Source organism: Hymenobacter nivis, assembly GCF_006439025.1.
GTDB classification, from domain to species: Bacteria; Bacteroidota; Bacteroidia; order Cytophagales; family Hymenobacteraceae; genus Hymenobacter; species Hymenobacter nivis_A.
The window spans coordinates 330,440-355,334 of sequence record NZ_RCYZ01000004.1 but is presented as its reverse complement, the minus strand read 5'-3'; the positions used below and the strand labels follow the sequence as shown (position 1 = coordinate 355,334).

Genomic DNA, 24,895 nt, shown 5'->3' with positions numbered 1-24,895 from the left:
GTATGCGCTTTTTGCTGCTGCTCTTGTTGGCCGGCGCGGGGCTGGTGGGCCTGCACCTGGTGCTGCTCTACGGCGGAGTGCCCTACGGGGCCCTGGCCCCTGCCCTGGACGCGGCCAACGCCGCCGCCGGGCTCGCCAGCGCCCCCTGGCCCGCCCAGCCCCTGGCCCACAACGCCCCGGACTACGCCCGCCTGCGCGCCGTGGCCGGCGGGCTGCTGGCCGCCGGGGCCCTGGGGCTGGGCTTTTGGCGCCGGGCCGCCGGGCACGAGGCCCGGCGGCTGGCCCACGACGTGCGCCGCGCCGGGCGGGCGCTGGCGGCGGGGTGGCGGCGCACGCCCGGCCCGGCCCGGTGGGCGGCCGGGGCCCTGCTGCTGGCCGTGGCCGCCGTGCGCACGTACCTGCTGGCGGCCACCCCGCTCAACCCCGACGAGCTCGTGACGCTCGACTACTTCGTGGCCCCGGGGCCGGCCGTGGCGGCGGGCTTCTACCTGCTGCCCAACAACCACGTGCTGCACAGCCTGCTGGTGTGGCCGCTGCTGCGCGGGACCCCGCTGGAGGCCCCCGAGCTGCTGGCCCGCCTGCCGGTGTTTGGGCTGGGGCTGGTGGGGCTGGTGGTGGGGTTTGCGGGGCTGGCGCGCCTCACCACCTGGCGCGTGGCGGCGCTGGCCACGCTGCTGTTTCAGTTTTTGCCCATGGGCCTGGAGTACGCCGTGACGGCCCGCGGCTACGGGCCCCAGGCGCTGTGCGCCCAGGCGGCCTGGCTGGCGGCGCTGGTGCTGCTGCGGGGCCCCGCCGGCCACCGCCTGGCCTGGGCCGTGTGGGCGGGGGCCAGCGGGGCGGGCTTTTACTTGATTCCGACGTTTCTCTACCCGTTTGCGGGGTCGGTGGCGGCGCTGGTGGTGCTGGGCCGGGGCCGCGCCGCGGCCCGGCGGCGGCGCCAGGCGCTGGTGGCCGGCGCGGGCGTGGCCGTTTTGGCCGCGCTGCTGTACCTGCCCGTGGGCTGGCTCACGGGCTGGCCCCTGCTGCTGGCCAACCCCTACGTGGCGCGCCTGGCCCCGGCCTTTTTCTGGCAGCACCTGCTGCCCTACTACGTACCCGTGACGGTCACGCTGCTCTACGGCCGGGCGGTGCTGGGGTGGCCGCTGCTCGGGCTGCTGGCCCTGGGGCCCGCCGCCGTGCGGCGCTGGGGCGCGCCCGCGTGGCGGCCCGCGGCGTGGCTGGCCTGGGCGGGCGCGGTAGCCCCGGTGCCCCTGCTGCTGCTCCAGGGGGTGATGCCGCCCGGGCGCACCCTCTACCACACCGCGTGGCCGGCCCTGGTGCTGGCCGGCCTGGCCCTGGAGGCCGGGGCGCGCCGGTGGCGGGGCCCCGGGCGGGCGGCCTGGGCCCTGGCCGGGGCCCTGGGCCTGGGCCACGCCGGGTTTCGGGTGGCGCAGCAGGTGCGCACGCAGGCGGTGGCCCGGCGCGACGACCAGAGTTACCGGCGGGTGGCCGACTGGCTCGCCGCCCGCCCACCGGGCCGCGTGCTCGTTGGCGTGCCCGGCTACGACCTGTACCTGGCGCACCAAGCCCGGCGCCACCGCCGCCCGCTGCCCGCCATGCGGGGCCCCGACACCCGGCCCGGGGTTCGCGCCGGCAGCTACGACTACCTGGTGCTCGGCCGCGGCGAGGCACTGCCGGCCTGGCTCGCGCCGCGCCGCTACCGGCCCGGGCTCTGCACCGGCCCGCTGTGCGTATACCAGCGCGCCGGCGCGGGGCCCCGCCCCTGAGCGGCGCGGCGCGTAGTTTTGCGGCGGGGCCCCGCTGCTGCTTGCTGCTGCTTTCTTTGGGTCCCCGCGCCGCTTTCCCTTCGCCACCATGCGCCTGATTTTAGCTTCCAACTCGCCCCGCCGCCGCCAATTGCTGACGGACCTGGGCCTGGCCTACGAAATTCGCCTGCGCGCCGTGGACGAGGACTTTCCGCCCCACTTGCGCCGGGCCGCGGTGGCCGAGTACCTGGCCGCCCACAAGGCCGCCGCCTACGCCGCCGACCTGGCCCCCGACGAGCTGGTGATTACCGCCGACACCATTGTGTGCCTGGGGGACGAGGTGCTCAACAAGCCCGCCGACGCGGCCGACGCCGCCGCCATGCTCACGCGCCTGCAAGGGCGGGCCCACGAGGTGTTCACGGGCGTGTGCCTGCGCACGGGCGACGGCCGGCAAGTAGTGTTTTCGGACCAGACCACCGTGCACTTCCGCCCCCTGAGCTCCGCCGAGATTGACTTTTACATTACCCATTACAAACCCTTCGATAAGGCCGGGGCCTACGGGGCCCAGGACTGGGTGGGGATGGTGGGCGTGACGCGCCTCGAGGGCTCCTACTTCAACGTGATGGGCCTGCCCGTGCACCGGGTGTGGGCCGAGCTGGCGCGGCTGGGGGCCCTGCCGGCGGCGGCCCCGCAGCCGGGGCACTAGTTTTCTTTTGACCGGCCGCCCCCGCTGGTTATCCCCCTTGTTGCCCCGCGCCATGCCCGCTTCCCCGTCGCCTTTGGGCCCCGCCAATGCGCGGTTTTTGGCGGCCCTGCTGCTGGGGGCCCTGGCCCTGTGCGCCGCCTACGCGGCGCTGGTGCTCGGCCAGGCCACCTACGCCGACGTGCGGGCCCTGGGCCGCATCACCTTCCACAACGGGTACTACGACTACCTGCCGGTGCGCGTGTCGGCGGCGGAATTTGCCCGTGCCCAGCAGCTGGCCCTGGGCGGCGCGGGGGCCCTGGCGCTGGCCGCCGCCCTGGCGGGGGCCGGCCGGCGCGGGCGGCGGCAGCTGGGGGCCCTGGCCGCCGAAACCCGGGCCGCCGGGGCCGGCGCGTGGCACACGCTGGCCGGCCTGCCCTCGGCCCAGCGCTGGGCGGCGGGGGCCAGCCTGGCGCTGCTCACCGGGGCACGCCTGTTTTTCGGGCTTGTCAAAGCTTACCACCCGGACGAGATTGCGGGCTACGACTTTTTCGTCCGCCCGGGGCTGCTGGCGGTGAGCAGCTTCTACCCCGTGCCCAACAACCACGTGCTGGCCAATACGCTGAGCTGGCTGTTTTTTCAGGTGAGTCCCGACCTGTGGTTTACGCTGCGGCTGCCGGTGCTGCTCACGGCCACGGCCGGCACGGGGGCCCTGTTTGCGGGGCTGGTGCGCTTCGGTACGTTTCGGGCGGCACTGGTGGCCCTCACGCCCTTCGCCTGGCTCCAGCTGAGCCTGTACCACGCCGTGGCCGGGCGCGGCTACTGGCTGCTGATGACGCTGGCGGGCGTCCACTTTTTGGCGCTGGTGGCGCTGCGGGCCCGGCCCCAGGCCCCGCGCGTGGCCTGGGCGGCGCTGCTGGCCAGCGGCATCCTGGGCTGCTACACGGTGCCGGCGTTTGCCTACGTGGTGGCCTCGGCCAGCGGCTACCTGGGGCTGGGGTGCCTGGGGCGGCGCGACTGGGCCGGGCTGGGCCGGGCGGTGGCCGTGGGGGCGGGCATCGGGGCGGGGGCGGCGCTGCTCTACGCGCCGCTGCTGCTGCTCTCGGGCTGGCGCCTGCTGCTGGCCAACGGCTACGTGGCGTCGCGGCCGTGGCCGGTGTTTGCGCACGCGCTGCCGGCCTTTGCGTGGTTCACGGAGGGCACGCTGGCCGGGCAGCGCACGGTGGGGGCCCTGGCGTTTGGGGCCGGGCTCGGGGCGTTTGGGTGGCTGCTGTGGGGCCCGGCGGGGGCCCGGTTGGCGCCCGACCTGCGGGCGGCGGTGCGGCGCCTGGGCCTGCCGGCGCTGTGGTTCGTGCTGCTGCCCTACGCCCTGCTGGCGGTGCAGCGGGTGCTGCCGCCCGAGCGGGTGCTGCTCTACAAGGCGCTGTACTTCTTTGTGTTGGTGGGCCTGGTGGTGGATGCCGGGCTGCGGGCCCGCCCGGGGCCCTGGGGGCCCCGGCTGGCGGGGCTGGCCCTGGGCTTGTTCGTGGCCTACCAAACGTACACCATGTGCTACCTGGTAGCGGCCAACCGCCGCTACGTGGGGGCCACCTGGCGGGCCTTCGACTGGCTGGCCACCCAGCCGCCGGGCCGCGTGCTGGTGGGCAATAACGAGTCGTCGCTGCACTTTCTATTCCTGGCCCACTACCGCACGCCCGGCCGCCGCTGGCAGTTCGACACCAGCGCCCAGCCCGGCGTGCGCTACCGCTACGTGGTGGTGCCGCCCGATTACCAGGGCCCCTACCGCCCGCCCCGGCCCGCCCGCCCCGCCTACCACGACGGCGTGGACGACATCTACGCGCTGCCCGCCCCGGGCCAGCCCGTCGGCCACGACCCGCTCTTCGACTGAGGCAGTTGTTCGTTGTCAGTTGTCAGCCAATAAGTTGCGAACTAACTGACAACGAACAGCTGACAACTAAAAACCTACTACCCGCGCGCCAGCAGCGCAATGCCCGCCACCACCAGCACCAGGCCCCCCGCCTGGGGCCAGCTCAGGCCCTCGCGCAGCACCACCAGCCCCAAGATGGCGGTGAACAACACCGAGCCGCCCACAATCACGGGCGTGCCCACGGAAGCCGGCACCCCGCGCCGAAACACCACAAACGCCAGAATTTCGGCCAGCCCCACGCCCAGCCCGGCCAGCGCCGCCAGCCCCAGGCCCTTGCCGCTCACCGGCAGCGGCTGCCCTTGCAGCTTCAGGTGCAGCAGCCACGCGCCGCCCAGGGCCGCGGCCACCAACTGCAGCACCACGGCCCCCACAGCGGGCGGAACGTGCTCGGCGGCCAGCTTGAGGAAGAAGTTGTAGCCGGCCAGGCACAGGGCCGTGAGCAGCGCCAAGGGAAGCCAATTGGGCATAGTTGAATTTGTCATTCCGAGCGCAGCCGGGAATCTGAGATGCTTTTGAATTGGCTTCTCCAGCGTTTTTTACGCCCGCGTGTCCGTTAAATTTATGGTATGGAACCCCTATACTTTTTTATCGCGCTGTTAGTCGGGGCAATCTTGCTTGTGGTCGTTGGCAAAGCAAAAGACCAGGAAATGGAATGGTTTCGAAAGAACGGCATCCGAGTACAGGGAACCGTTGTAAGAAATACGCTTTCTTGGGGAAGGGTTAGCGTAACTCGTCCAGTTGTTCGATTTACCACCGAGAACGGCGAGACCATCGAATTCTTGGATGAAAACGGACTAGCACTCGCCGTTCCCAGGTTTTCCGTTGGCCAGAAGATTACGCTGATTTACGAGAAATCAAATCCCCAAAATTTCCGGATTATTACCAGTGGAAGCTTCGCTTGAATCAGCGGGCTCCTGAGCAATTACCGCAGTTGCTCCTTCAATAGCTCCATTTCTACTTGCGGGGACACCTTTTCGTAGAGCACGCGGTAGGCGGCCGTGGTGATGGGCATGTGGACGTTGAGCTTGCGGTTGATTTCGTGGATGGACTTGACGGCGTAGTAGCCTTCGGCAATCATGTTCATCTCCAGCTGCGCCGATTTCACGGAGTAGCCGCGGCCCACCATGCCGCCGAAGGTACGGTTGCGCGAGAACTGCGAGTAGGCCGTCACCAGCAGGTCGCCGAGGTAGGCGGAGGCCGAGAGGTCGCGCGCCAGGGGGCTGATGGCTTGCAAAAAGCGGCGGATTTCCTGCACCGCGTTGCTCACCAGCACGGCCAGGAAGTTGTCGCCGTAGCCCACGCCGTGGGCAATGCCGCCGGTGAGGGCGATGATGTTTTTCATCACGGCGCAGTACTCGATGCCGTCGAGGTCGAGGGCCGGGTGGGCGCGCACGTAGCGGTTGCGCAGCAGCTCGCAGAAATCATGCGCCAGGGCCGCGTCGGGCGAGCCGATGGTGAGGTAGCTTTGCTTTTCGAGGGCCACTTCCTCGGCGTGGCAGGGCCCGGCGATGACGCCGAGCTGGGTGCGCGGCAGCCGGAAGCGCTCGGCCACGTAGTCGGTCACGAGCTGGTTTTTGCCCGGCAGCATGCCCTTGATGGCCGACACGACCTTTTTGTGCTTGAGCGCGTCGCGGTCGAGCTTGTCGAGCACGGGCTGCACGAAGGCGGCGGGCACGGCCAGCACCACCCAGTCGGCCTCCTCCACCACGTCGGCCAGGTCGGTGGCGGGGTACACCAGGTTCAGGTCGAACTGCACCGAGGAGAGGTAGCGCGGGTTGTGGCGGGTGCGCAGCAGGTGCTGCACGTCGTCTTTGGCGCGCAGCCACCAGTCGACGCGGGCGCCGTTTTCGCTCAGGATTTTGACGAGGGCGGTGGCCCAGGAGCCGCCGCCGAGCATGGCAATTTTTTCCAACGGAATGGGTGGGGAAAGAAGGATGGCTTTTCAGTTGTCAATCGCTCGTTGTCAGGGACAGGGGCCCCTTTTAGTTGTCGGTTGCTCGTTGTCAGTTGTTAGGGACAGGGGCCCCAGACGCAGACGACAAGTTTGGGCAACGCACAACGAGCAACGGACAACTAGCAACGGACAACTACACTATCTACGGCTTGGGGTCGGCCAGGGCTTCCTTGCTCAGCGTTTTGGCGTCTTTGATGACCACCCGGCCGCCGTCTTTGAGCTCTTTGGCCACGGCCCGGAAGGGCCCCGTGACGACGACCGTGCCGGCCGCGACGCCGCCCAGGATTTCAATGTTCTTGGAATCGGTGATGCCCGTTTTCACCGGCGTGAGCACCGCCTTGCCGTCCTTCACCACAAACACCACCTCCTGGATGGCGGGCTTGTCGGGGCTGGTTTTGGGGCCCACCAGGGTGGCCGTGCCGCCGGCCCGGCCCATGCCGCTGCCGCCGCCGGGGCCCTCGGCCGTGGCCACGGCCGAGTCGGAACGGGTGGTAACGGCAAACAGCGGCACGCTGAGCACGTGCGGCTTGCGCTCGGTGATGATGTCGACCGAGGCCGTCATGCCCGGGCGAAAGGGCACGACGGTTTGGCCCTTCACCACGCGCACCAGGTGGCGGTAGCTCTCGGGCAGCAGCCGGATGCGGACCTCAAACTCGGTCACGGCCTCGGCCGTCAGGGCGTCTTTGGCCGTGTTGGCAATGTTGGTGACGATGCCCCGGAACTTCTCGTTGCGGCTGGCGTAGGCGTCCACCTCCACCTCGGCCGAGTCGCCCAGGTTCACGTTGGTTACTTCGTTCTCGTTCACGCTCACGCGCACTTCCATGTTGTTGAGGTTGGCGATGCGCATGATTTCGGTGCCCGCCATTTGGGTGGTGCCCACCACGCGCTCGCCCTTCTTCACGTTGAGCTTGCTCACCGTGCCGCTCACCGGGGCGTAGATCGTGGTCTTGTTCAGGTTCTTGCGCGCTTCTTCCAGCGAGGCCGAGGCGGCCGTGACGGTGCTCTGAGCGGCGCGGATGGACTGGCGAGCCGAGTTGATTTCTTCCTGCGAGGCGTTGTAGGCGGCCTGGCTGGCCTCGTAGTCGGACTGCGAAATCACCTTTTGCTTGTAGAGCGAGGCGTTGCGGCGGTACGTCAGCTCAGTTTGCTTGGCCGTGGCAATCAGCTGCTGCAACCGGGCGTCGGCCTGGCCCACGTTGGCGCGCTGGGTGCCCACCTGGGCGCTTTGCAAGTTCACCTGGGCCTGGTAGTTGTCGGGGCGAATGCGCAGCAGCAGCTGGCCTTTCTTCACGGAGTCGCCCTCCTGCACGTACAATTCGATGATTTCGCCCGATACGTCGGGCGAGATTTTCACTTCCGTTTCGGGCTGCACCTTGCCCGAGGCGCTCACCTTTTCGGTGATGTTGGCCGGGCCGGCGGTTTCCACGAGCACCTCGGTGCCGACGGGCGCGCCCACCCAGCCCTGCTTTTTGGCGATGGCGAAGCCCCCGATCAGCACGAGCACCAAGGCCCCCAAGATGTAGAGTAAGCGGTTATTTTTCATTTAACATGTATCAATTAACATTTAACACTTCGCATTCAACCCCCAACATTCGCAACCGCCGCCACTGGCTTAGCGGTTGTTAAATGTTAATTGGTAAATGTTAAATGCTACAACGCGAGCGGCTTGCCCTGGTAAAAGTCGAGCACCTTGCGGCGGAAGATGAAGGTGTACTTGGCCTGCAGCTGGTTGGAAACGGCGAAGGTGAGGTTGTTTTTGGCGATGTTGAATTCGGTGCCATTGAGCAGGCCGTTGTTGAAGCGGATTTCCGAATTGCGCTGCGTGAGCGTGAGGGCCGCCACTTGGCGCGTGGCGGCGGCGTACTGGAGCTGGGCGGCGCGGGCGTCGGCGTAGGCTTGCTCGATGCCCTGGCGCAGCGTGAGGCGGGCCTGCTCGGCGCGCACGCTGGCCGACTGCTCGTTGATGAGGGCCCGCTGCACGCCCGTGCGCACCTGCAGGCCGTTCAGCACCGGAATTTGCAGGGCAAACTGCACGGCCTTGCCGTAGTTGTTGCTCAGCTGATCAAAAAAGTTCGTCGGCAGCGTTTCGAAGTTGGGCTGCTTGCCGGTGAGCACCTGAAAGGAGGTGGGCAACAGTCCGTTGGGCGTGTTCTGAAACACCGGAATCGACTGGGCGCTGGTGGAGTCGCCGGTGAAGATGCGCGTGGACTGCGACGAGGAATACAGCGTGGAGAGCGAGCCCCCGAGCACAAAGCGGGGGTAGTACCCCGCCCGGGCAATGTCGGTGCCGCGGCGGGCGCTTTGCACGCGCAAGTCGGCCGCCCGGATTTCGGGCTTGGTGCTGGCGGCAATCTGAAACGTTTGGTTGAGGTCCACCACGTAGGGCGCCTCCTGGTCGGGGTCGGGCAGCGGGGGCACCTCAATGGCAAAGCCCTGGGCCCCGGCCGGGTCGATGTTCATGAGCTGCAACAGGGCCAGGCGGGCCAGGTCGGCCTGGTTTTGGGCCGTAATCACGTTCAGCTCGTCGGTGGCGAGCTGCGACTGGCTGTCGAGCAGCGTGCTTTCGGGGATGCTGCCGGCCTTGAGCAGGATGTTGGAGCGGTCAATTTGGGCCTGGTCGCTGGCCACCCGCGTTTGGTTGGCGCGCACCAGCTCCTGGGCCAGCACCAGCTGGAGGAATTGCGAGGCTACGTTGAGGCTCAGGTCGTTGCGCGACTTTTCGGTATCCTCCAGGCTAGCCTCGTAGTCGAGCACGTTGCGCTTGATGGTGTTGCGCAGCTGAAAGCCCTGGAACAGCACCACCTGCGCCTGCCCCGCCAGGTTGTTGGAGCGGGTGGTGGCGTTCTGAAACTGCGAGGTTACCGGGTTCACGTACGTACCGTAGTTCCAGCCCTGGGTGGCGTTCAGGTTGATGGTGGGCAGCAACGCGGCCTTGCTCTGGCGCAGCACTTGGCCGTTGCTCTGGGCCTGGAGCTGGTTGAGGCGCACCGTCAGGTTGTGGGCCAGGGCGTAGTCCACGGCGGCTTGCAGCGTCCAGGGGCCCGTGGGCACGGGGGCGGCCGGGGCGGGGGCCCCCAGCACCGCCGGGGCGGCGGGCACCGCCTGGGCGCAGGCGGGGCCCCCGGGGGCCAGCGCCACGCCCAACAGGGCCAGCAGGCCGGGGGCCCAGCGCCGGGGCCCCTCGCGCAGTTGTAAACGGTTCATCACGGCAGAAAGCAGGTTGGTAGAAGGAAAGGGCACCCGGCGAAAAGCGCCCCGGCGCGGCAGTTATCGCGCCGCGGGGCCGGCGCATTACGGGGCAAAATATGGTGCGCCGCGGCCTTTCGGCCCGGGGCCCTACTCCAGGGTGGGGATGTAGGTGATGTGCTGCACCCAGCCCAGGGCGCGCAAGTAAGACAGGGTCAGGTCTTTCACGGGGCTGTCCATTTCAATAAACTGGCGCGCGGCGTCGTTTTTACCCTTGCGGCTCACAAACATGGTGGCGATGTTGCATTCGTCGTGCGCAATGACCGACGCAATAAAGGCAATGGAGCCGGGCTCGTCGCGGGCGTCGACGATGAGCGTGTGCAGGGCCCCGGAGAAGTCGGCCGGAAAGCCGTCGACCTCCACGATGCGGATCACGCCGCCCCCGCGGCTCTGGCCCACCACCTCCACCCGGCGGCCGGTGGCCCCGTCGAGCAGGTTGAGCTTGATGGTGTTGGGGTGCATGGTGGAGGCGTTGCCCACGCTCTGGAACGTGTAGCGCAGGCCGGCCTCGGCGGCGTGGTCGAAGGCCGTGCGGATGCGCACGTCGTCGGGCGGGTAGCCCAGCAGCCCGGCCACAATGGCGCGGTCGGAGCCGTGGCCCTCGTAGGTGCGGGCAAACGAGTTGTAGAACGTGACCACCGCCTCGGTGGGCACGGCCCCCAGGATGCGGATGGCGGCCCGCGCGATGCGCACCACCCCGGCCGTGTGCGATGAGCTGGGCCCGATCATCACCGGCCCGATCATGTCGAAAATGCTGGATTTCTCTGCCATAACAGCCCCAAAAGTAGGGCCCAACGGCCGGACCGCCGCCGGGTTCTTTGGCCCCCTGGGCTATATAGCGTCCGGCGGATGCAGCCGGCGCGGCCCCAGCCACCGGGCGCAGGGTATTTTTGGGGCCCCTTCCCCTCCTGCCATGCCCCTCGACCCGCTCGCTCCCGCCGAAAACCCTGCCGAAAACCCCGCCGCCGCCGCCGAATTTTCGCCCGCCGTGCTGGCCCAGCTGCGCCGCCTGCAAGCCAAGTACGCCGCCGACGGCCAGGACTTGGCTGCCTACCTCGAAGGCCTCTACCGCGCCGACTACGTCAACTACTGGGACTACATCGAGCTTGATACGCTGCTCTCGCTCCAGCGCCCGCTCACGCAGCTGCCCGACGAGCGCATCTTCATCATGTACCACCAGATCACGGAGTTGTACTTCAAGCTCTGTCTTTGTGAGTACGAACAGCTGGGGGCCCTGGAAGCCCCCACCCTGGGCGAAGTGGTGCTGCGCGTGAACCGCGTGAACCGTTACTTCGAGAACCTCATCGACTCGTTCGACGTGATGGTGGACGGCATGGACAAGCAGCAGTTCCTCGAATTCCGCATGGCCCTGATGCCGGCCTCGGGCTTCCAGAGCGTGCAGTACCGCCTGATCGAAATTGCCAGCACGGCCCTCGAAAACCTCACCGACGAGCAGCAGCGCCTGGCCCTGGGCCAGAGCCCCGACCACCAGCAGCTCTTCGGCTGCATCTACTGGAAGGCCGGGGCCACCGTGGAGGAAACCGGAGCCAAGGCCCTGACCCTGGTGGAGTTCGAGCGCAAATACACGGCCCAGCTCGTGGCCCACGCCCAGGCCTACAAGCAGTGCAACGTGTGGGCCGTGGTGCAGCGCCTGCCCGAAGCCGAGCAGCGCCACCCGCGCTTGGTGCGGGCCCTGCGCCAGCTCGATGTGAGCGTGAACGTGAACTGGCCGCTGATGCACTTCAAGTCGGCCGTGCGCTACCTCCAGCGCGACCCCACCGACGTGGCCGCCACCGGCGGCACCAACTGGCGCAGCTACCTGCCCCCCAAGTTCCAGCGCCGCGTCTTCTACCCCGCCCTTTGGAGCGCCCAGGAGCTAGCCGATTGGGGCAAGGGCTGGGTGGAAACCGTATTGGACGAAGCGGGGAAAAAATAGCGCGTACCAAAGAACCCCGCGCCGGGACGGCTTTTTTGGCACGCTTTTACCTAGGAATAGGACTGTTACACAGCCGGGGCGTCAACACTTCCGTACCATTTTTCGTTGAACTAGTCTGCCCGGCCGCGCTCGCTCGCGGCCCTGTTTATCACTATGCTACTTGCCAATCCCACCCACCATTCTATGAAACCGTTAACCCCGCTACTGCTGTGCCTGTTAGGTCTGGCATCCTGTTCCAAATCATCGGACGATAACCCGTACCGGGTCGACCCCACCTGGTACCCCAGCCCCACCACCCGCCTTCAGCTGGTGGTGCCCTCCAAGTACGGGCCGGCGCAAGATTCCGTCGCCGTTATTTTTCGCAACCCCGACGCGGTCAACACCGGCTACGACTTCCAGCTGCGGCGCTACACCGGGGCCACTTACGTGGAAATCGGTACCGACAAGACGCGGCTGCTGAAGCCCGGCGAAACCCAACAGATTAATTATTCTACCCTGCCCACCGGGCAGTACGTTTACGGAAAAGATGCCATCCACGTGCTGCTCACCAACACCGATACGCACGAATTTTACGGCGATTTTCAGCTCACTAATTAATTCCGGTACCGGCTGGGCGGCGGGCCCCAGCCGGTACCGGAATTAATTATTCCTCCCACACAACCAATGAAAGTACCGTTTGCCCTGGCCATTGGTGGGGCGCTGCTCGCCGGGTGCGGGAATTCAAAAACCGATTCGGGGGCCCACCGGGCCGATGCCGATGCTGAGTGGCACAGCCCCACGCCGCGCCTGCACCTCATTATTCCCTCCCGGTACGGCCCCGCCCAAGACCTGGTAGCCCTCGGGTTTCGCAACCCCGACACGGTGCAGGTGCGCTACCAGTTCCAAATCAGGCGCTACACGGGGCCCCAGTACGTGCTGGTGGCCGAGGGCCAAACGAGCCTGCTCGCGCCCGCCGGCACCCAGCAAATCAATTATTCCACCCTGCCCACGGGGCCCTTTATCTACAAAACAGACTCGCTGCGGGTGCTGCTCAGCAACGCAGACACGCACCAGCGCTACGGCGATTTTTTGCTTACCCAATAGCTTAAGCTCAACAAATGAACCGCGGCGGCGCACGCCCCCGCAGGGGCCCCCGGCATGCCACCTGCCAATCATTATCCCCTGTCCTGTTGTGAAAACAAACTTTACCCGCGGGGCCCTGGCCGCGCTGGCTTTGGCTGCGGCCTGGCCGCTGGCGGGCTGCAAAAAGAACGACGACGCCTGCGCCGAAAACGAGTTTTTCGCGGCCGTTGCTACGGCCCCCACCACCGGCATGGCCCGGGTGGGCGTGCCGCTCGAAATCAAAACCACCGTGGCCCTGGGCACGCCCAGCTGCACCGAGTCGCGCCAGTTCCAGGAAACGCCGGCGGGCACGGGCAGCACCACCCTGTTTGTGCGGCCCGTGGGTTACTACGCCAAGTGCGCCTGCACCGGCGAAACGCCCGCGCCCCGGGCCCTCTCCTACTACTTCACGGCCCAGCAGGCCGGGCAGTACCTGGTGCGCTTTACCAGCACCGCCGACGGCACCGCGTTCCTGACCGACACGGTGACCGTGCGGTGACCGTGCGGTGACCGCAACGGCTCCGAGGGCCCAAAAAAAGCGCCGGCCCCTTGCGGGCCGGCGCTTTTTTTGGGCGTTAAAGGGAATGCCCGGGGCCCTATTTCACGGTGAAGTCCACCTCGGTCATGTCCCACTTCAGGGCCACTTTGCCAGCTTTGTCAACGGTAATGTCGAATACCTCGACCGGGGAAGCAAGCTTTTTAGCCGGCACCATCACGCGCAGCACGTCGTCGGATTCCTTGTACTTGTAGGCGCCCCACTGGTTGGGCTCTTTGTTGAAGATGACCGTCCAATTAGTGGCGGTGGGGATGGTGAAGAGGCTGTATTTACCGGCCGCCAATGCTTTACCGTTGATTTTCACCGCTTTGTCTACCGTGAAAGTAGTGGCCTCGTTGGCCCCCGTGCGCCACACCTTGCCGTAGGGCTCTAGCTCGCCAAACGCCTTGCGGCCCTTCAGCGATGGGCGGCTGTAGTCGATGGTAACGGTGGTGCCGTTGACGACGGCCGAGGCGGTGGCCGGCGGGCTGGGCCGCTTGGACTTATCCTCGGGCGGCTTGGCGTCTTGGGCCTGGGCGGCGGCGGCTACGAGCAGCAGGGCCCCCAGGGCCGGAGCGAAAAAACGGGTTTGCATAAAGCGAACAAAAAAGTGGGTGATGTGAATGGGGCCCGAAGGTACGGGCGCGCCCGGGGGTTTGGTTTGGGGCGCGGCTGGGGCCCCAACTTCCGCCGCCGGTGCCGACCTTTGCGCCCGTTAGAAGGATAACCACCTTCCGCCCCGCCCCGTGAAACAAGAACTGGAAATCCTGCTGCCGCCCGAGGTGGCCTTTGATGAATTTGCCCGCTACGAGGCCATCCTGCGCCAGGCCGGCCTGCGGCCCGGCGAGGCCGATTTTGTGCACTTGCTGCGCCGCTCGATTGACGCGCGCGGCCGGCAGCCGCTGGTGCGCCTGCGGGCCGAGGTGTACACCGGGGCCCCGCCGCGCGAGCTATTCGGGCCCTGGTTTCAGTACCCCAGCGTGGCCGGGGCCCGCCGCACGGTGCTCATTGTGGGGGCCGGGCCGGCGGGGCTCTTTGCCGCCCTGCGCTGCATCGAGCTGGGAATGAAGCCCATCGTGCTGGAGCGCGGCAAGGACGTGCGCGCCCGCCGCCGCGACCTGGCCGCCATCAACAAGGAGCAGACCGTGGACCCCGACTCGAACTACTGCTTCGGCGAGGGCGGGGCGGGCACCTACTCCGACGGCAAGCTCTACACCCGCGCCACCAAGCGCGGCGACGTGGGCCGCGTGCTGCGCCGCCTGGTGCAGCACGGCGCCACGCCCGATATTTTAGTCGATGCCCACCCCCACATCGGCACCAACAAGCTGCCCGACGTGGTGCGGGCCCTGCGCGAGGCCATTGCCGCGGCCGGCGGCGAGGTGCGCTTCGGGGCCCGGGTGACGGATTTTATCCTCGAAAACAACCAGCTGCGCGGCGTGGTGCTGGCCGACGGCGCGGCCCTAACGGCCGACGCCACGGTGCTGGCCACCGGCCACTCGGCCCGCGACATTTACGAGCTACTGCACCGGCGCGGGGTCCTCATCGAGGCCAAGCCTTTCGCCCTGGGCGTGCGCGTGGAGCACCCGCAGGAGCTGATTGACCGCGCCCAGTACCGCCGGCCCGAGCGCGGGCTGCTGCCGGCCGCCTCCTACGCCCTGGTACAGCAAACCGAGGTGCAGGGCCGCCAGCGGGGCGTGTTTTCGTTTTGCATGTGCCCGGGCGGTTTCATCGTGCCCGCGGCCACGTCCCCCGGCGAGGTGGTGGTGAACGGCATGAGCCCCAGCCGCCGCGACTCGCGCTTCGCCAACTCGGGCATCGTGGCGGCCGTGGAGCTGGAGGACCTCGACGTGGCCCAGTACGGGGCCCTGGCCGGCCTGCGTTTCCAACAGGCGCTGGAGCAGCGTGCCTGCCAGGCGGCCGGCGGCACCCAGCGGGCCCCGGCGCAGCTGCTGGGCGACTTCCTGAAGAAAAAACCTTCCGCCCAGCTGCTCGAAACCTCCTACCAGCCCGGCCTGGTATCGGTGCGGATGGACGACGTGCTGGGGGCCCCACTAGCCGAGCGCCTGCGCCAGGGCTTCGCCAGCTTCGGGCGCAAAATCCCCGGCTACGCCACCAACGCCGCCCAAATCGTGGGCGTGGAAAGCCGCACGTCGGCCCCGGTGCGCATCCCGCGCGACCAGCACACCTTGCAGCACCCGGGGGTGCAGGGCCTGTTTCCGTGCGGCGAGGGCGCGGGCTACGCCGGCGGCATCGTGAGCGCCGCCATGGACGGCGAGCGGGTAGCCGAGGCCATCGCCGCGCTGCTGTAGCGGCGGCATAAGGCTGCGGTGCCCAGGCATATAAGAAGCACCAGCTAAAGCTTTCGTTTGCCGCAAAAAAGGCCGTCGTGCCGAGCGTGTCGGAGCATCTCCTCCGCAGCAGTAACCTTAATTACTTGCGCAGGAGGGATAATTCGAGACACTCGGCACGACGGCCTTTTTTTCTATTCATGCACGCCCCCGGGGCCCTAGCCGGGCGCCGGGGGGCCCTGGCCGTGGGGCCCTATTTCTCGGCTTTTTCGTAGGCGCGCCAGTCCAGCTCGCCGCTTTCTTTTTTGCGCAGGAAGTAGCTCTGCTCGTCGTCTTTGTTTTTGCCGAAGGTGAGGTCGCCGCGGCAGCTCAGGCACTTGATGGAGGTGTACTTAAACTTGCCCTGGGCCACGCGGCTGGTCAGATCGAGGTTGTCGGAGCCGCACAGGGCGCAGGCGGCCACGTCGGGGAAGCTCAGGCGGTCGTACTCGGCCACGGTTTCGTGGAAGTTGCTGCCCTGCACGGTGAAGTGGAACTGGCGGCGCCCAATGCGCTTGGTGATCATCATTTGCAGCATAATGCGCAGAATTAGTAGTACGGCTTGCTAACCAGATTAACCCGCATTTCGTGCGCGGGAACGCTAATTTAGCAGATTATTTTCACAATTATATTAGTAATTCAAAAACTATTAGCTAATTATTTTGGCCAAGCCAAAACCAGCCGGCCCGGCACGCCCCGCCGGGCCCTTGGGGCCCCCAGCCGCCCAGGCCGGGCCGCCGGGGGCCCTAACAGAAACCGGGCGGCCGGGCGCACTTTTGCGTAGAAGCGCTACCGTATTCGCTTCCCCACCTTCCTTTCCCCTCCCCTTTTTGGCATGAGCACCTCCCGCATCGAGCACGACTTCCTGGGCGAACGCGCCCTTTCCGACAACGTTTACTACGGCATCCAAACGCTGCGAGCGCTGGAAAACTTCCGCATCACGGGCATCCCCATCCGCTCCGAGCCGCTGTTTGTGCAGGCGCTGGCCCTGGTGAAAAAAGGCGCCGCCCTGGCCAACAAGGAGCTGGGCGTGCTCGACCCGGCCATTGCCGACGCCATCGTGGGGGCCTGCGACCGGGTGGCGGCCGGCGAGTTCGACGATCAGTTCCTCACCGACATGATTCAGGGCGGGGCCGGCACGTCGGTGAACATGAACGCCAACGAGGTGATTGCCAACGTGGCCCTGGAGGCCCTGGGTCACGCCAAGGGCGAGTACCAGTACTGCCACCCCAACAACCACGTGAACTGCTCGCAGAGCACCAACGACGCCTACCCCACCGCCTTCCGCATCGCCCTCAACAACAAGCTGGTGGGCTACCGCGAGGCCCTGGGGGCCCTGGCCGAAGCCTTCGCCGCCAAGGGCGTGGAGTTTCACAACGTGCTGAAAATGGGGCGCACCCAGCTCCAGGACGCCGTGCCGATGAGCATGGGCGACGAGTTCCACGCCTTCGCTACCAACCTGCGCGAGGAGCTGCTGCGCATCGACGACTCGCGCCGGCTCATCTCCGAAATCAACATGGGCGCCACCGCCATCGGCACCGGTGTGAACACGCCGCCCGGCTACGCGGGCCTCGTCACGCAGCACCTGCGCGCCGTGACCGGCCTGGATTTGCTGCTGGCCGGCGACCTCATCGAGGCCACCTACGACACAGGGGCCTACGTGCAGCTTTCGGGCGTGCTCAAGCGCACGGCCGTGAAGCTCAGCAAGATCTGCAACGACTTGCGCCTGCTCTCGTCGGGGCCCCGGTGCGGCATCAACGAGATAAACCTGCCGGCCCTGCAGCCGGGCTCCAGCATCATGCCCGGCAAGGTGAACCCGGTGGTGCCCGAGGTGGTGAACCAAACGGCGTTCTACGTCATCGGGGCCGACCTCACGGTGACGATGGCCGCCGAGGCCGGCCAGCTCCAGCTCAACGTGATGGAGCCCGTCATTTCCTTCGCCCTGTTCACCTCTATTTCCTACCTCACCAACGCCTGCGACACGCTGCGCGAAAAGTGCGTGGTGGGCATCACGGCCAACGCCGCCCACGCCGCCGCCCTGGTGCACAACAGCATCGGCATCGTCACGCAGCTCAACCCCGTGCTGGGCTACGAGGCCAGCGCCAGCATCGCCAAGGAAGCCTTGGCCACCGGCAAATCGGTGCACGACATCGCCGTGACCGAGCGCCAGCTGCTCACCCAGGCCAAGTGGGACGAGATTTTCACTTTCGAAAACCTAATCCGGCCCGTATTTATGCAGTAGCCACCGCTGGGGCCCCCGGCGGGCGCTGGGGGCCCCAGTGGGCAGCTAAGTGCTGGGCGATTAGCTGATGGCCACTAGGAACTGGCTGACACTTACTATTCTTAACGACAACAATTTACCTGAGCGTATTCTCCCACGAAATACTGACAATCAGATAGATAAGTAAAGCATATTTCATTCAACAACGGTCATCTTACTGCAAACGCCAGCAAATCGACCGCAACACTATTAAGATTAATTCTAAATAGTGTTGTTTTAGTATGATAATTATTTTCCCTCCCCCCGCTAATCCCCCGCCCCCCTGCGCCAGCAACGGCCGGCGCGCGCCCGGCAAAGCCCTACTCTGGCGGCGCTTGCGGCTCGGCCGGTTCTGACGCAGCCAGCGGGCCGAATCGCCGCGTGCTTACCTGGGGGCCCCACCCTGGGGCCCCCAGGTAAGCACGCGATGGAAGGCGCTATTTGCCGTAGAAATACTCTGTGGCCCGCGGGGGCCCACCGCCCAGCCGGTGCTGGGCTTCTTCGGCGCGCAGCTCGACGCGGCGGATTTTACCGCTGATGGTTTTGGGCAGCTCGGGCACGAACTCCAGCAGGCGCGGCATCTTGTGGGGGGCCAGGTGCGTGCGGGAATAGGCAAACAGCTCGGCTGCCAGGGCCGGGGAGGCCGCCACCTCGGGGCGCAGCAGCACAAACACCTTGATTTCGTGGCCCTTGACGGCGTGGGGCGAGGCCACGGCGGCGGCCTCCACCACGGCCGGATGCTCGACGAGCACGCTCTCGACCTCGAAGGGCCCCACGCGGTAGCCGCTCGATTTGATCACGTCGTCGTCGCGGCCCACAAACCACACGTAGCCATCGACGTCGCGGTAGGCCTTGTCGCCGGTGTAGTAGAGGCCGTGGCGAAACACGGTGGCCGCCCGCCCGGGCTCGCCGAAGTACTCCTTGAACAGGCCATTGGGCCGGTCCGGGTGCTGGCGCACGGCGATGTGGCCCTCGGCCAGAGCCGGCAACTCCGCCCCGTCGTCGTCGGCCACCACCACATCGTACATGAACGAGGGCTGGCCCATCGAGCCCGGGCGTACCGCCGCGCCGGGCAGGTTGTACACCATCGCCGTGCTCTCGGTTTGGCCGTAGCCGTCGCGCAGCAGCACACCGGTTCCGCGCTGCCAGGCGTCGATGACCTCCGGATTGAGCGGCTCACCGGCGCTTACGCACTCGCGGAAATTAAAGGCGTGCTGCGTGAGGTCTTCCAGGATGAGCAGGCGCAGCACGGTGGGCGGCGCGCAAAACGTGGTGACGCCCTGCTCGGCCAGTACCCGCAGCAGGGCCCCGGCCGCAAACCGGCCGGCCGGCCGGTGCACCAGCAGCGTGGCCCCCACGCCAAGAGGCGCAAAAAAGCTGCTCCACGCAAACTTGGCCCAGCCGGCCTGCGCCACATTGCAGTGCACGTCGTCGGGCCGCAGGCCAATCCAGGCGGCGGTGCTCAGGTGGCCCACCGGGTACGAGAAGTGGGTGTGCACCACCACCTTGGGCAGGCCCGTGGTGCCCGAGGTGAAGAACAGAAAGAGCGGGTCGTCGGCGCGGGTGGCGGCGGCGGCGGCCTCGGCGGGCTGGCCGTCGGTGGCCGCGAAGCCCACCCAGCCGGGCCGCTTGGTGGGGCCCACCAGCATTTTCAGCCCGATGCGCTGGCCCAGCTGCTGCTCGGCCTGGTCAATCTTTTCGGCGTTTTCGGCATCGGCCACCACCACGGCGGGCAGCAGGTGGCCGAAGCGGTACACCAGGTCGGGCACGGAAAGGATGGTGGCCACCGGCACCAGCAGCAGCCCGCCCTTGATGCCGGCCAGGTAGGTGAGCCAGAGCTCGGCCACTACCGGCACCATCAGCAGCACGGCCTGGCCGCGGCCCACGCCCTCGGCCCGCCAGTAGTTGAGCAGGCGGTTGGCGCGGCCGCTTAGCTCGCCGTAGCTGAAGCTTTGGGCCGGGGCCCCGGCCTCGTCGTCCACCAGCACGAGGGCGGCCTTGCCGGGGTGCGCCGCACCGTGCAAGCCCTCAAAAATATCGGCGGTCCAGTTGAAAAACTCCGGCTTGGGCACCGGCTTTTGGGCCAGGGCGGCGTAGGATCCGGCCCGGGCAAGGCGCTGGAAATACTGAAAATATTCTTTCATAAGGCGAGCAGCAAAAGGCTGCAAGCCGACAATACGGCCCGGCCCTCGCCCACGATATTGGACTATGTTCCTATTATTTAGTCCTATTCCCGTGTGGCTTTGCTTTGCTTACTGTTGCACGAAGCGCACGGCTTGCTGCTGGCCACCGCCGCGCACCTCGCACAGGTACGTGCCCTTGGCCAGGCCCCCGGCGTCGAGGGCCACCTCCTGGGCCCCGGCGGGTGCCAGGGCCACGCGGCGCACCACGGCCCCGCGCGCATCGACGATGCGTACTTCCAAGGCCTTGTCCTGAAGCTCTTTGGGCAGCACCAGCAGCAGCTGGCCGGTGTGCGTGGGGTTGGGGTAGAGCTGCAGGCGGGCGGGCGCGGGGCCCAGCGGCACGGGCGGCACCAGGGTGGCGGCGTAGGTATCGGCGGCCGCAAAATCGGGGATGCCGTAGCCCAGCACGTTGTCGGGGGCCCCGCCCTGCGAGGCCGTGCGCGTAAGGGCCAGGATGATTTGCTGGGCCGAGAGCCGCGGGTGGGCCTGCCAGAGCCCAGCCGCCAGCCCGGCCAGCTCGGGGCAGGCGTAGGAAGTGCCGTTGCCGCGCACCACGGCCCCGCTGGCCGTGACGACGGCGCTGGCCACGCCCATGGCCGAGAGCGTGGGCTTGATGCGCCCATCGGCTGTGGGCCCGTACGAGCTGAAGCTGGCGTGGAAGCGCAGCGAATCGACGGCCCCCACCGAGATGATGGAGTCGGCGTCGGCCGGCACGGCCACGTAGCGCCAGTTGTTGGCGCCTTCGTTGCCGGCGGCGCTCACCACCAGCATGCCCGCCCGGGCGGCCAGCGCCGCGGCCCGCGAGCCCAGGGCCGTGCGCCCGTCGAGGTCGGCGTAGGTGTGGGGCGCGGCAGGCGGGTCAAACGAGGTGTAGCCCAGCGACGAGCTGATGACGTCAACACCCACCGAGTCGGCGTATTCGGCGGCGGCCAGCCAGTTGGCCTCCTCCACGGGCCGCTCCGAGCCCGTATCCTCCGTGATGCACAGGTGGAACGAGGCGTTGGGGGCCGTGCCCACAAACACGCCCGCCTGGGCCCCGCCAATCAGCGACAAGCAGTTGGTGCCGTGGCTGCTGCGCACGTACACCTGCCGGCCGCCGTCCACAAAGTTGCGGGTGCCCAGCACGCGCTGCTGGGCGAAGAGCGGCTGTAGCGGCGCCACGGCGTTGGCCCCCGGGAAGCCCCCGTCGAAGACGGCGATCTGCATGCCCTCGCCGCGGTAGCCCGCGTCGTGCATGGCCACGGCCCCGATGAGCTGGTCCTGGGCGAAGGTGCGGCCGTAGTCGGGGCGGGTGCCCACCACGTAGGTTTGCTGGCTGGTTTGGGGCGGGGCGGGGGCCCAGGCCGGGGCCCCAGGGCGGGGGCCCCGGCCGAGGGTGGTGGCCTGGCGCACAGCGGGCAGCGCCTGCACCCGCGCCAGCACGGCCGAGTCGCAGGCCACCAGCACGGCATTCAGCCAGCGCGAGGGGTACACGATTTGGGCCCCGGGCACGGCCCGCACCTGGGCCAGGTAGGCGGGGCTCACGGGCAGGTCGCGGGGGGCCACGGCAATGCCCTGGCGCTGCCGCCGCGCCACGGCGCGGGCCGACAAAAAGGCCTCGGGCTGGTCCACGCGGTAGGGCGTGCCGGCCTTGTCGCGGAAGTACACCAAGTGGCGGCGCACGAGGCCCTGGGCCCGGGCGGGGGCCGCTTCGCCGAGCAGCACCGCCGCCGCCAGGGCCAGGGCCCCCATCCAATTCACACGCATATATTTCAAACTAATTGTTAAACGGTTTATTATTAATTTATTAGGACTTCCACACCACATTTTGCCTGTTTGCTCCCAGAGCTTGGAAACGTGGGCTATGCGTTATAGAATTCCAAAATCTACCGGTGCCAAAGTGCCTCCAGATGTTGGAAACGCCGTTGTGAATTTTGGTGCGGAAGCGCTATTACCTTGTCGCTAGGCGAATGAGTGGTTGCTTTCGGGTTAACGATTGACCAGTAAGTGCGAAGCCATTGGGGGACGACGCAGCAATTTACCCCAATCATCAAACCACTAATAAGTAAACAATTGCTTACAAGTTACCGGCGTCGATCAGGGTTTCGCGGTGGATGTAGCCGCTGAACACCTGCCCCTGCACCGGCAGCGCACCGGTGCTGCCGCTGGTGTACACGAAGCGCCGCCGCCGCCGCAGCACCGGGCCCACGCCCTGGGCGAGCACCTGCTGGTAGGTGCGCAGGTAGTAGAGGTTGTCTTCGTAGATGTTGGGCCGGTTTAGGGCCGTGTCTACGGCGGTGGCCGTGGCGGGGTAGGCGCGGGCCGTGCCGCCGAGCACCGCCGTGGTGTAGGGGGCCCCCACGCGGCGGTAGCTGCGGGTGTCGGCGTTCACGGTATCGGCTGAGTTGTTGTTGAAGGCGTTGAAATTCCAGATGCGGCCGGTGCGCGCCGGAAACACGGCCTCCACGGTGCGCTGGTTGCCGCGGTTGAGGACGACGGCGGTCGGGCTCACGCTCAGGGCAAACACGCTATCGGCCACCCAGGCGTCGGCGGTGGTGGCGCGGCGGGCGCGCTCCACGCGGTAGGTGAGCTGGCCGGCGGCATCGGCGTAGGTGCTCGTGATGGCCTCGCGCAGCTGGTAGGGCGTGCCCACCGTGCGCACGTAGTTGTTCCAAGTCGTGTCCACCACCTGGTAGGCGCGGTAGGTGCCCACGGCCACGGGGTAGTAGCTGGGGCCCTGGTCGGGGGCGGGCGCGTCTTGGGTGCGGCACCCGGCCAGGGCCAACAGGGCCCCGGCGGCGCTCAGGAGCGGGTAGCGTAAACGCATAGCAATCGATAGAATAGGCACCAGAACAACGAATAAACGGGAATAGCCGGCAAGTTATTGGCGGGCCGCCGAAGACCCGTAGAATTCTTCCGCAACCCGCCAATAATCTTGTATTATCCCGGCATATCCCTACCGGCACAGTGGCCGTCCGCCGGGGCCCTACGCCACCGGCGCTTCGGCACGGGCAAAGGGCACGGGCGCCTCGCCGATGACGTGGCGCTCGATCCAGCCGCCGCCCAGCACGTCGTTGCCTTCATAGAACACGGCCGCCTGGCCCGGCGTGATGGCGTGCACGGGCTCCTCGAAGTAAACGTGGATTTTGCCGTCCACTTCTTCCAGGAACGCGGGGGCCCCGTCGTGGTTGTAGCGCACCTTGGCCACGGCCGGCACCAGGCCGCGCCCCTCCAGGGTGGCGTACTTACCGGGGTTGAGCTGGCCCACCACGGTGGCCGTGCTGGCCAGGTCGTCGTAGTTGCCCAGCACCACCTCGTTGGTATCGGGCAGGATTTCCGTCACGTAGGCCGGGAAGCCCAGCGCGATGCCCAGCCCCTTGCGCTGCCCGATGGTGTAGAACGGGTAGCCCTCGTGGCGGCCCAGTTCGGCGCCGCTTTTGTCTACAAAGCGGCCGCCGGCCACGCGCGCCTCCAGGCCCGGCACGCGCCGGCGCAGGAAGCCCCGGTAGTCGTTGTCGGGGATGAAGCAGATTTCGTAGCTCTCGGGCTTGTTCACCAGCTCGGTGAAGCCGCGGCGGCGGGCCTCGTCGTAAATCTCAGTTTTGCGCATTTGGCCCAGCGGAAACAGCGTGCGGCTCAGGCTGGCCTGGCTCACGCCCCACAGCGCGTAGCTCTGGTCCTTGTTGTCGTCCAGGCCTTTGCTCACCACGAAGCGGCCGGTTTCATCGTCCTGCCGCACTTGGGCGTAGTGGCCGGTGGCGATGAACTGGCACCCGAGCTGGTCGGCGCGGCGCAGCAGCGCGTCCCACTTGATGTGGGTGTTGCAGAGCACGCAGGGGTTGGGCGTGCGCCCGGCCAGGTACTCGTCGGTGAAGTTGTTGATGACAAAATCGCCGAACTCGTCGCGGATGTCGATGATGTAGTGCGGGAAGCCCAGGTCTACGGCAATCTGCCGGGCGTCGTTGATGCTGTCGAGCGAGCAGCAGCCGGTTTCCTTTTTCGACCCGCCCGCCGAGGCGTAGTCCCAGGTTTTCATGGTCATGCCGACCACTTCGTAGCCCTGCTCGTGCAGGAGCACGGCGGCCACCGACGAGTCGATGCCACCGCTCATGGCCACGAGAACGCGGCCTTTGGGGTTGTTTTCCATTTGGTTCTGAACAGCACCCGAAAGGTGAATGATTTGGCTGCCGTTCGAACAACAAAGATACGCCCACGCCCGTGCCCGGGGCCCCCGGCGGCGGCCGGCGGCGCAAGCCGGGCCCCGGTGCGACCTTTGCCGTTCTTATTCATTGGCAACCGGCACCCGCTGCCCACTTTTTATGGCCCTTCGCATCCCCGTCCTCGTCCGCGGCATCAACAACTTATCCGACGCGCGCTACTGCGCCGGCATGGGCGCCGACGGCCTCATCTTCACCCTCGACCCCGAGCTGCCCGGCGCCATCGACCCCGCCACGGCCAAGGAGCTGGCCGGCTGGGTGGCCGGCGTGGAGCTCATCGGCGAGTTTAAGGATGCCGACCCCGAGCAGCTCGTGGCCGTGGCCGCCGCCTGCGGCCTCGACAGCGTGCTGCTGCACGAGGCCCCTTTTTTCTTCCCCGGCATGCACGAGCCCCTGCCCTTCCCGGTGCTGCGCGAAACCGACCTGCTCACCGCGCTCCAAGCCCTCATCGACCCCGACCTGGCCCACGAGCTGCGCAGCACCGACTTTGCCCCCGCCGGCGGGGCCCTGCTGGTTACGCTGCCCGCCGGGGCCGACCTCGTGGGCTGGCAGGCGCAGCTGGGGGCCCTGGCCCGGCAGTTTCCGCTGTGGCTGGGCGGCGATTTTGCCGCCGCCGACCTGCCCGGCCTGCTCGACGGCGTGCACCCGGCCGGCCTCGTGCTGCAAGGCGGCGACGAGCTGAAGCCCGGCCTGCGCGATTTCACCGGCCTGGAGGAGATTTTTGAGGCCCTGGAGGAAGTGGAATAAGGCTAGGGGCCCCAGCCCACGCCGGAAAACTGCTTGCCCAGGGTCTATGATTGTCC

22 protein-coding genes are annotated in these 24,895 nt (G+C 67.3%); 11 read left to right on the top strand and 11 right to left on the bottom strand.

Features of this window, described 5'->3' with window-relative positions; translation table 11 throughout:
- Positions 1-2 precede the first annotated feature (2 nt).
- The 3 genes from EAH73_RS11795 to EAH73_RS11785 all read left to right on the top strand — a co-directional run bounded on the left by EAH73_RS11795 (position 3) and on the right by EAH73_RS11785 (position 4,315).
- Entirely contained in the window at positions 3-1,766 is a 1,764-nt protein-coding gene (locus EAH73_RS11795) for a hypothetical protein (RefSeq protein WP_140466725.1), read from the top strand.
- Positions 1,767-1,854: 88 nt separating this feature from the next.
- Positions 1,855-2,451 (top strand): Maf family nucleotide pyrophosphatase, encoded by a 597-nt coding sequence (locus EAH73_RS11790; RefSeq protein WP_140466723.1) that lies wholly within the window; start codon positions 1,855-1,857, stop codon positions 2,449-2,451.
- A 52-nt stretch (positions 2,452-2,503) separates the two neighbouring features.
- Complete coding sequence (locus EAH73_RS11785; RefSeq protein WP_140466721.1) at positions 2,504-4,315, top strand: hypothetical protein; 1,812 nt, start codon at positions 2,504-2,506, stop codon at positions 4,313-4,315.
- Positions 4,316-4,392: 77 nt separating this feature from the next.
- On the opposite strand, the gene EAH73_RS11780 is transcribed toward EAH73_RS11785, so the two are convergent.
- Complete coding sequence (locus tag EAH73_RS11780; protein ID WP_140466719.1) at positions 4,393-4,821, bottom strand: EamA family transporter; 429 nt, start codon at positions 4,819-4,821, stop codon at positions 4,393-4,395.
- Positions 4,822-4,920: 99 nt separating this feature from the next.
- Here EAH73_RS11780 and EAH73_RS11775 point away from each other — a divergent pair, with 99 nt between their 5' ends.
- Positions 4,921-5,256 (top strand): DUF3592 domain-containing protein, encoded by a 336-nt coding sequence (locus EAH73_RS11775; protein ID WP_140466717.1) that lies wholly within the window; start codon positions 4,921-4,923, stop codon positions 5,254-5,256.
- Between the two features lie 20 nt (positions 5,257-5,276).
- Here EAH73_RS11775 and EAH73_RS11770 read toward each other — a convergent pair whose 3' ends face one another.
- The 4 genes from EAH73_RS11770 to sdaAB all read right to left on the bottom strand — a co-directional run bounded on the left by EAH73_RS11770 (position 5,277) and on the right by sdaAB (position 10,325).
- A complete protein-coding gene (locus EAH73_RS11770) occupies positions 5,277-6,266 on the bottom strand; it encodes an NAD(P)H-dependent glycerol-3-phosphate dehydrogenase (protein ID WP_140466715.1) in 990 nt (329 codons plus the stop codon).
- Positions 6,267-6,450: 184 nt separating this feature from the next.
- Complete coding sequence (locus tag EAH73_RS11765) at positions 6,451-7,851, bottom strand: efflux RND transporter periplasmic adaptor subunit (protein ID WP_140466713.1); 1,401 nt, start codon at positions 7,849-7,851, stop codon at positions 6,451-6,453.
- Between the two features lie 107 nt (positions 7,852-7,958).
- Positions 7,959-9,512 carry a TolC family protein gene (locus tag EAH73_RS11760; protein ID WP_140466711.1) on the bottom strand — a complete coding sequence of 518 codons (1,554 nt, stop codon included), beginning with the start codon at positions 9,510-9,512 and terminating at the stop codon, positions 7,959-7,961.
- 132 nt (positions 9,513-9,644) lie between these two features.
- Positions 9,645-10,325: an L-serine ammonia-lyase, iron-sulfur-dependent subunit beta gene (gene sdaAB / locus EAH73_RS11755; protein ID WP_140466709.1), complete on the bottom strand. Its 681-nt coding sequence runs from the start codon at positions 10,323-10,325 to the stop codon at positions 9,645-9,647.
- Positions 10,326-10,467: 142 nt separating this feature from the next.
- On the opposite strand from sdaAB, the gene EAH73_RS11750 reads away from it, so the two are divergent.
- From EAH73_RS11750 to EAH73_RS11735, 4 genes are all read left to right on the top strand, one after another.
- On the top strand, positions 10,468-11,490 hold the full coding sequence (locus tag EAH73_RS11750; RefSeq protein WP_140466707.1) for a tryptophan 2,3-dioxygenase family protein: 1,023 nt from the start codon (positions 10,468-10,470) through the stop codon (positions 11,488-11,490).
- 183 nt (positions 11,491-11,673) lie between these two features.
- On the top strand, positions 11,674-12,087 hold the full coding sequence (locus EAH73_RS11745; protein WP_140466705.1) for a hypothetical protein: 414 nt from the start codon (positions 11,674-11,676) through the stop codon (positions 12,085-12,087).
- Positions 12,088-12,153: 66 nt separating this feature from the next.
- Positions 12,154-12,573 (top strand): hypothetical protein, encoded by a 420-nt coding sequence (locus EAH73_RS11740; RefSeq protein ID WP_140466703.1) that lies wholly within the window; start codon positions 12,154-12,156, stop codon positions 12,571-12,573.
- An 88-nt stretch (positions 12,574-12,661) separates the two neighbouring features.
- The gene (locus EAH73_RS11735; protein ID WP_140466701.1) at positions 12,662-13,090 is read left to right on the top strand and encodes a hypothetical protein; all 429 of its coding nucleotides are present in this window, start codon (positions 12,662-12,664) and stop codon (positions 13,088-13,090) included.
- 97 nt (positions 13,091-13,187) lie between these two features.
- On the opposite strand, the gene EAH73_RS11730 is transcribed toward EAH73_RS11735, so the two are convergent.
- Complete coding sequence (locus tag EAH73_RS11730) at positions 13,188-13,721, bottom strand: DUF2911 domain-containing protein (RefSeq protein ID WP_140466699.1); 534 nt, start codon at positions 13,719-13,721, stop codon at positions 13,188-13,190.
- Between the two features lie 151 nt (positions 13,722-13,872).
- On the opposite strand from EAH73_RS11730, the gene EAH73_RS11725 reads away from it, so the two are divergent.
- Positions 13,873-15,435: an NAD(P)/FAD-dependent oxidoreductase gene (locus EAH73_RS11725; RefSeq protein WP_140466697.1), complete on the top strand. Its 1,563-nt coding sequence runs from the start codon at positions 13,873-13,875 to the stop codon at positions 15,433-15,435.
- A 232-nt stretch (positions 15,436-15,667) separates the two neighbouring features.
- On the opposite strand, the gene EAH73_RS11720 is transcribed toward EAH73_RS11725, so the two are convergent.
- Complete coding sequence (locus EAH73_RS11720; RefSeq protein ID WP_070741530.1) at positions 15,668-15,991, bottom strand: hypothetical protein; 324 nt, start codon at positions 15,989-15,991, stop codon at positions 15,668-15,670.
- Between the two features lie 297 nt (positions 15,992-16,288).
- On the opposite strand from EAH73_RS11720, the gene aspA reads away from it, so the two are divergent.
- Positions 16,289-17,695 carry an aspartate ammonia-lyase gene (gene aspA / locus EAH73_RS11715; RefSeq protein ID WP_140466695.1) on the top strand — a complete coding sequence of 469 codons (1,407 nt, stop codon included), beginning with the start codon at positions 16,289-16,291 and terminating at the stop codon, positions 17,693-17,695.
- 455 nt (positions 17,696-18,150) lie between these two features.
- Here aspA and EAH73_RS11710 read toward each other — a convergent pair whose 3' ends face one another.
- From EAH73_RS11710 to mnmA, 4 genes are all read right to left on the bottom strand, one after another.
- The gene (locus EAH73_RS11710; RefSeq protein ID WP_140466693.1) at positions 18,151-19,857 is read right to left on the bottom strand and encodes an acyl-CoA synthetase; all 1,707 of its coding nucleotides are present in this window, start codon (positions 19,855-19,857) and stop codon (positions 18,151-18,153) included.
- 108 nt (positions 19,858-19,965) lie between these two features.
- Positions 19,966-21,642, bottom strand: coding sequence for a S8 family peptidase (locus tag EAH73_RS11705; protein ID WP_140466691.1), 1,677 nt, complete (start codon positions 21,640-21,642; stop codon positions 19,966-19,968).
- A 310-nt stretch (positions 21,643-21,952) separates the two neighbouring features.
- A complete protein-coding gene (locus tag EAH73_RS11700) occupies positions 21,953-22,702 on the bottom strand; it encodes a hypothetical protein (protein WP_140466689.1) in 750 nt (249 codons plus the stop codon).
- Positions 22,703-22,861: 159 nt separating this feature from the next.
- Positions 22,862-24,022, bottom strand: coding sequence for a tRNA 2-thiouridine(34) synthase MnmA (gene mnmA / locus EAH73_RS11695; RefSeq protein ID WP_140466687.1), 1,161 nt, complete (start codon positions 24,020-24,022; stop codon positions 22,862-22,864).
- A 172-nt stretch (positions 24,023-24,194) separates the two neighbouring features.
- Here mnmA and EAH73_RS11690 point away from each other — a divergent pair, with 172 nt between their 5' ends.
- On the top strand, positions 24,195-24,839 hold the full coding sequence (locus EAH73_RS11690) for a hypothetical protein (RefSeq protein ID WP_140466685.1): 645 nt from the start codon (positions 24,195-24,197) through the stop codon (positions 24,837-24,839).
- Positions 24,840-24,895 lie beyond the last annotated feature (56 nt).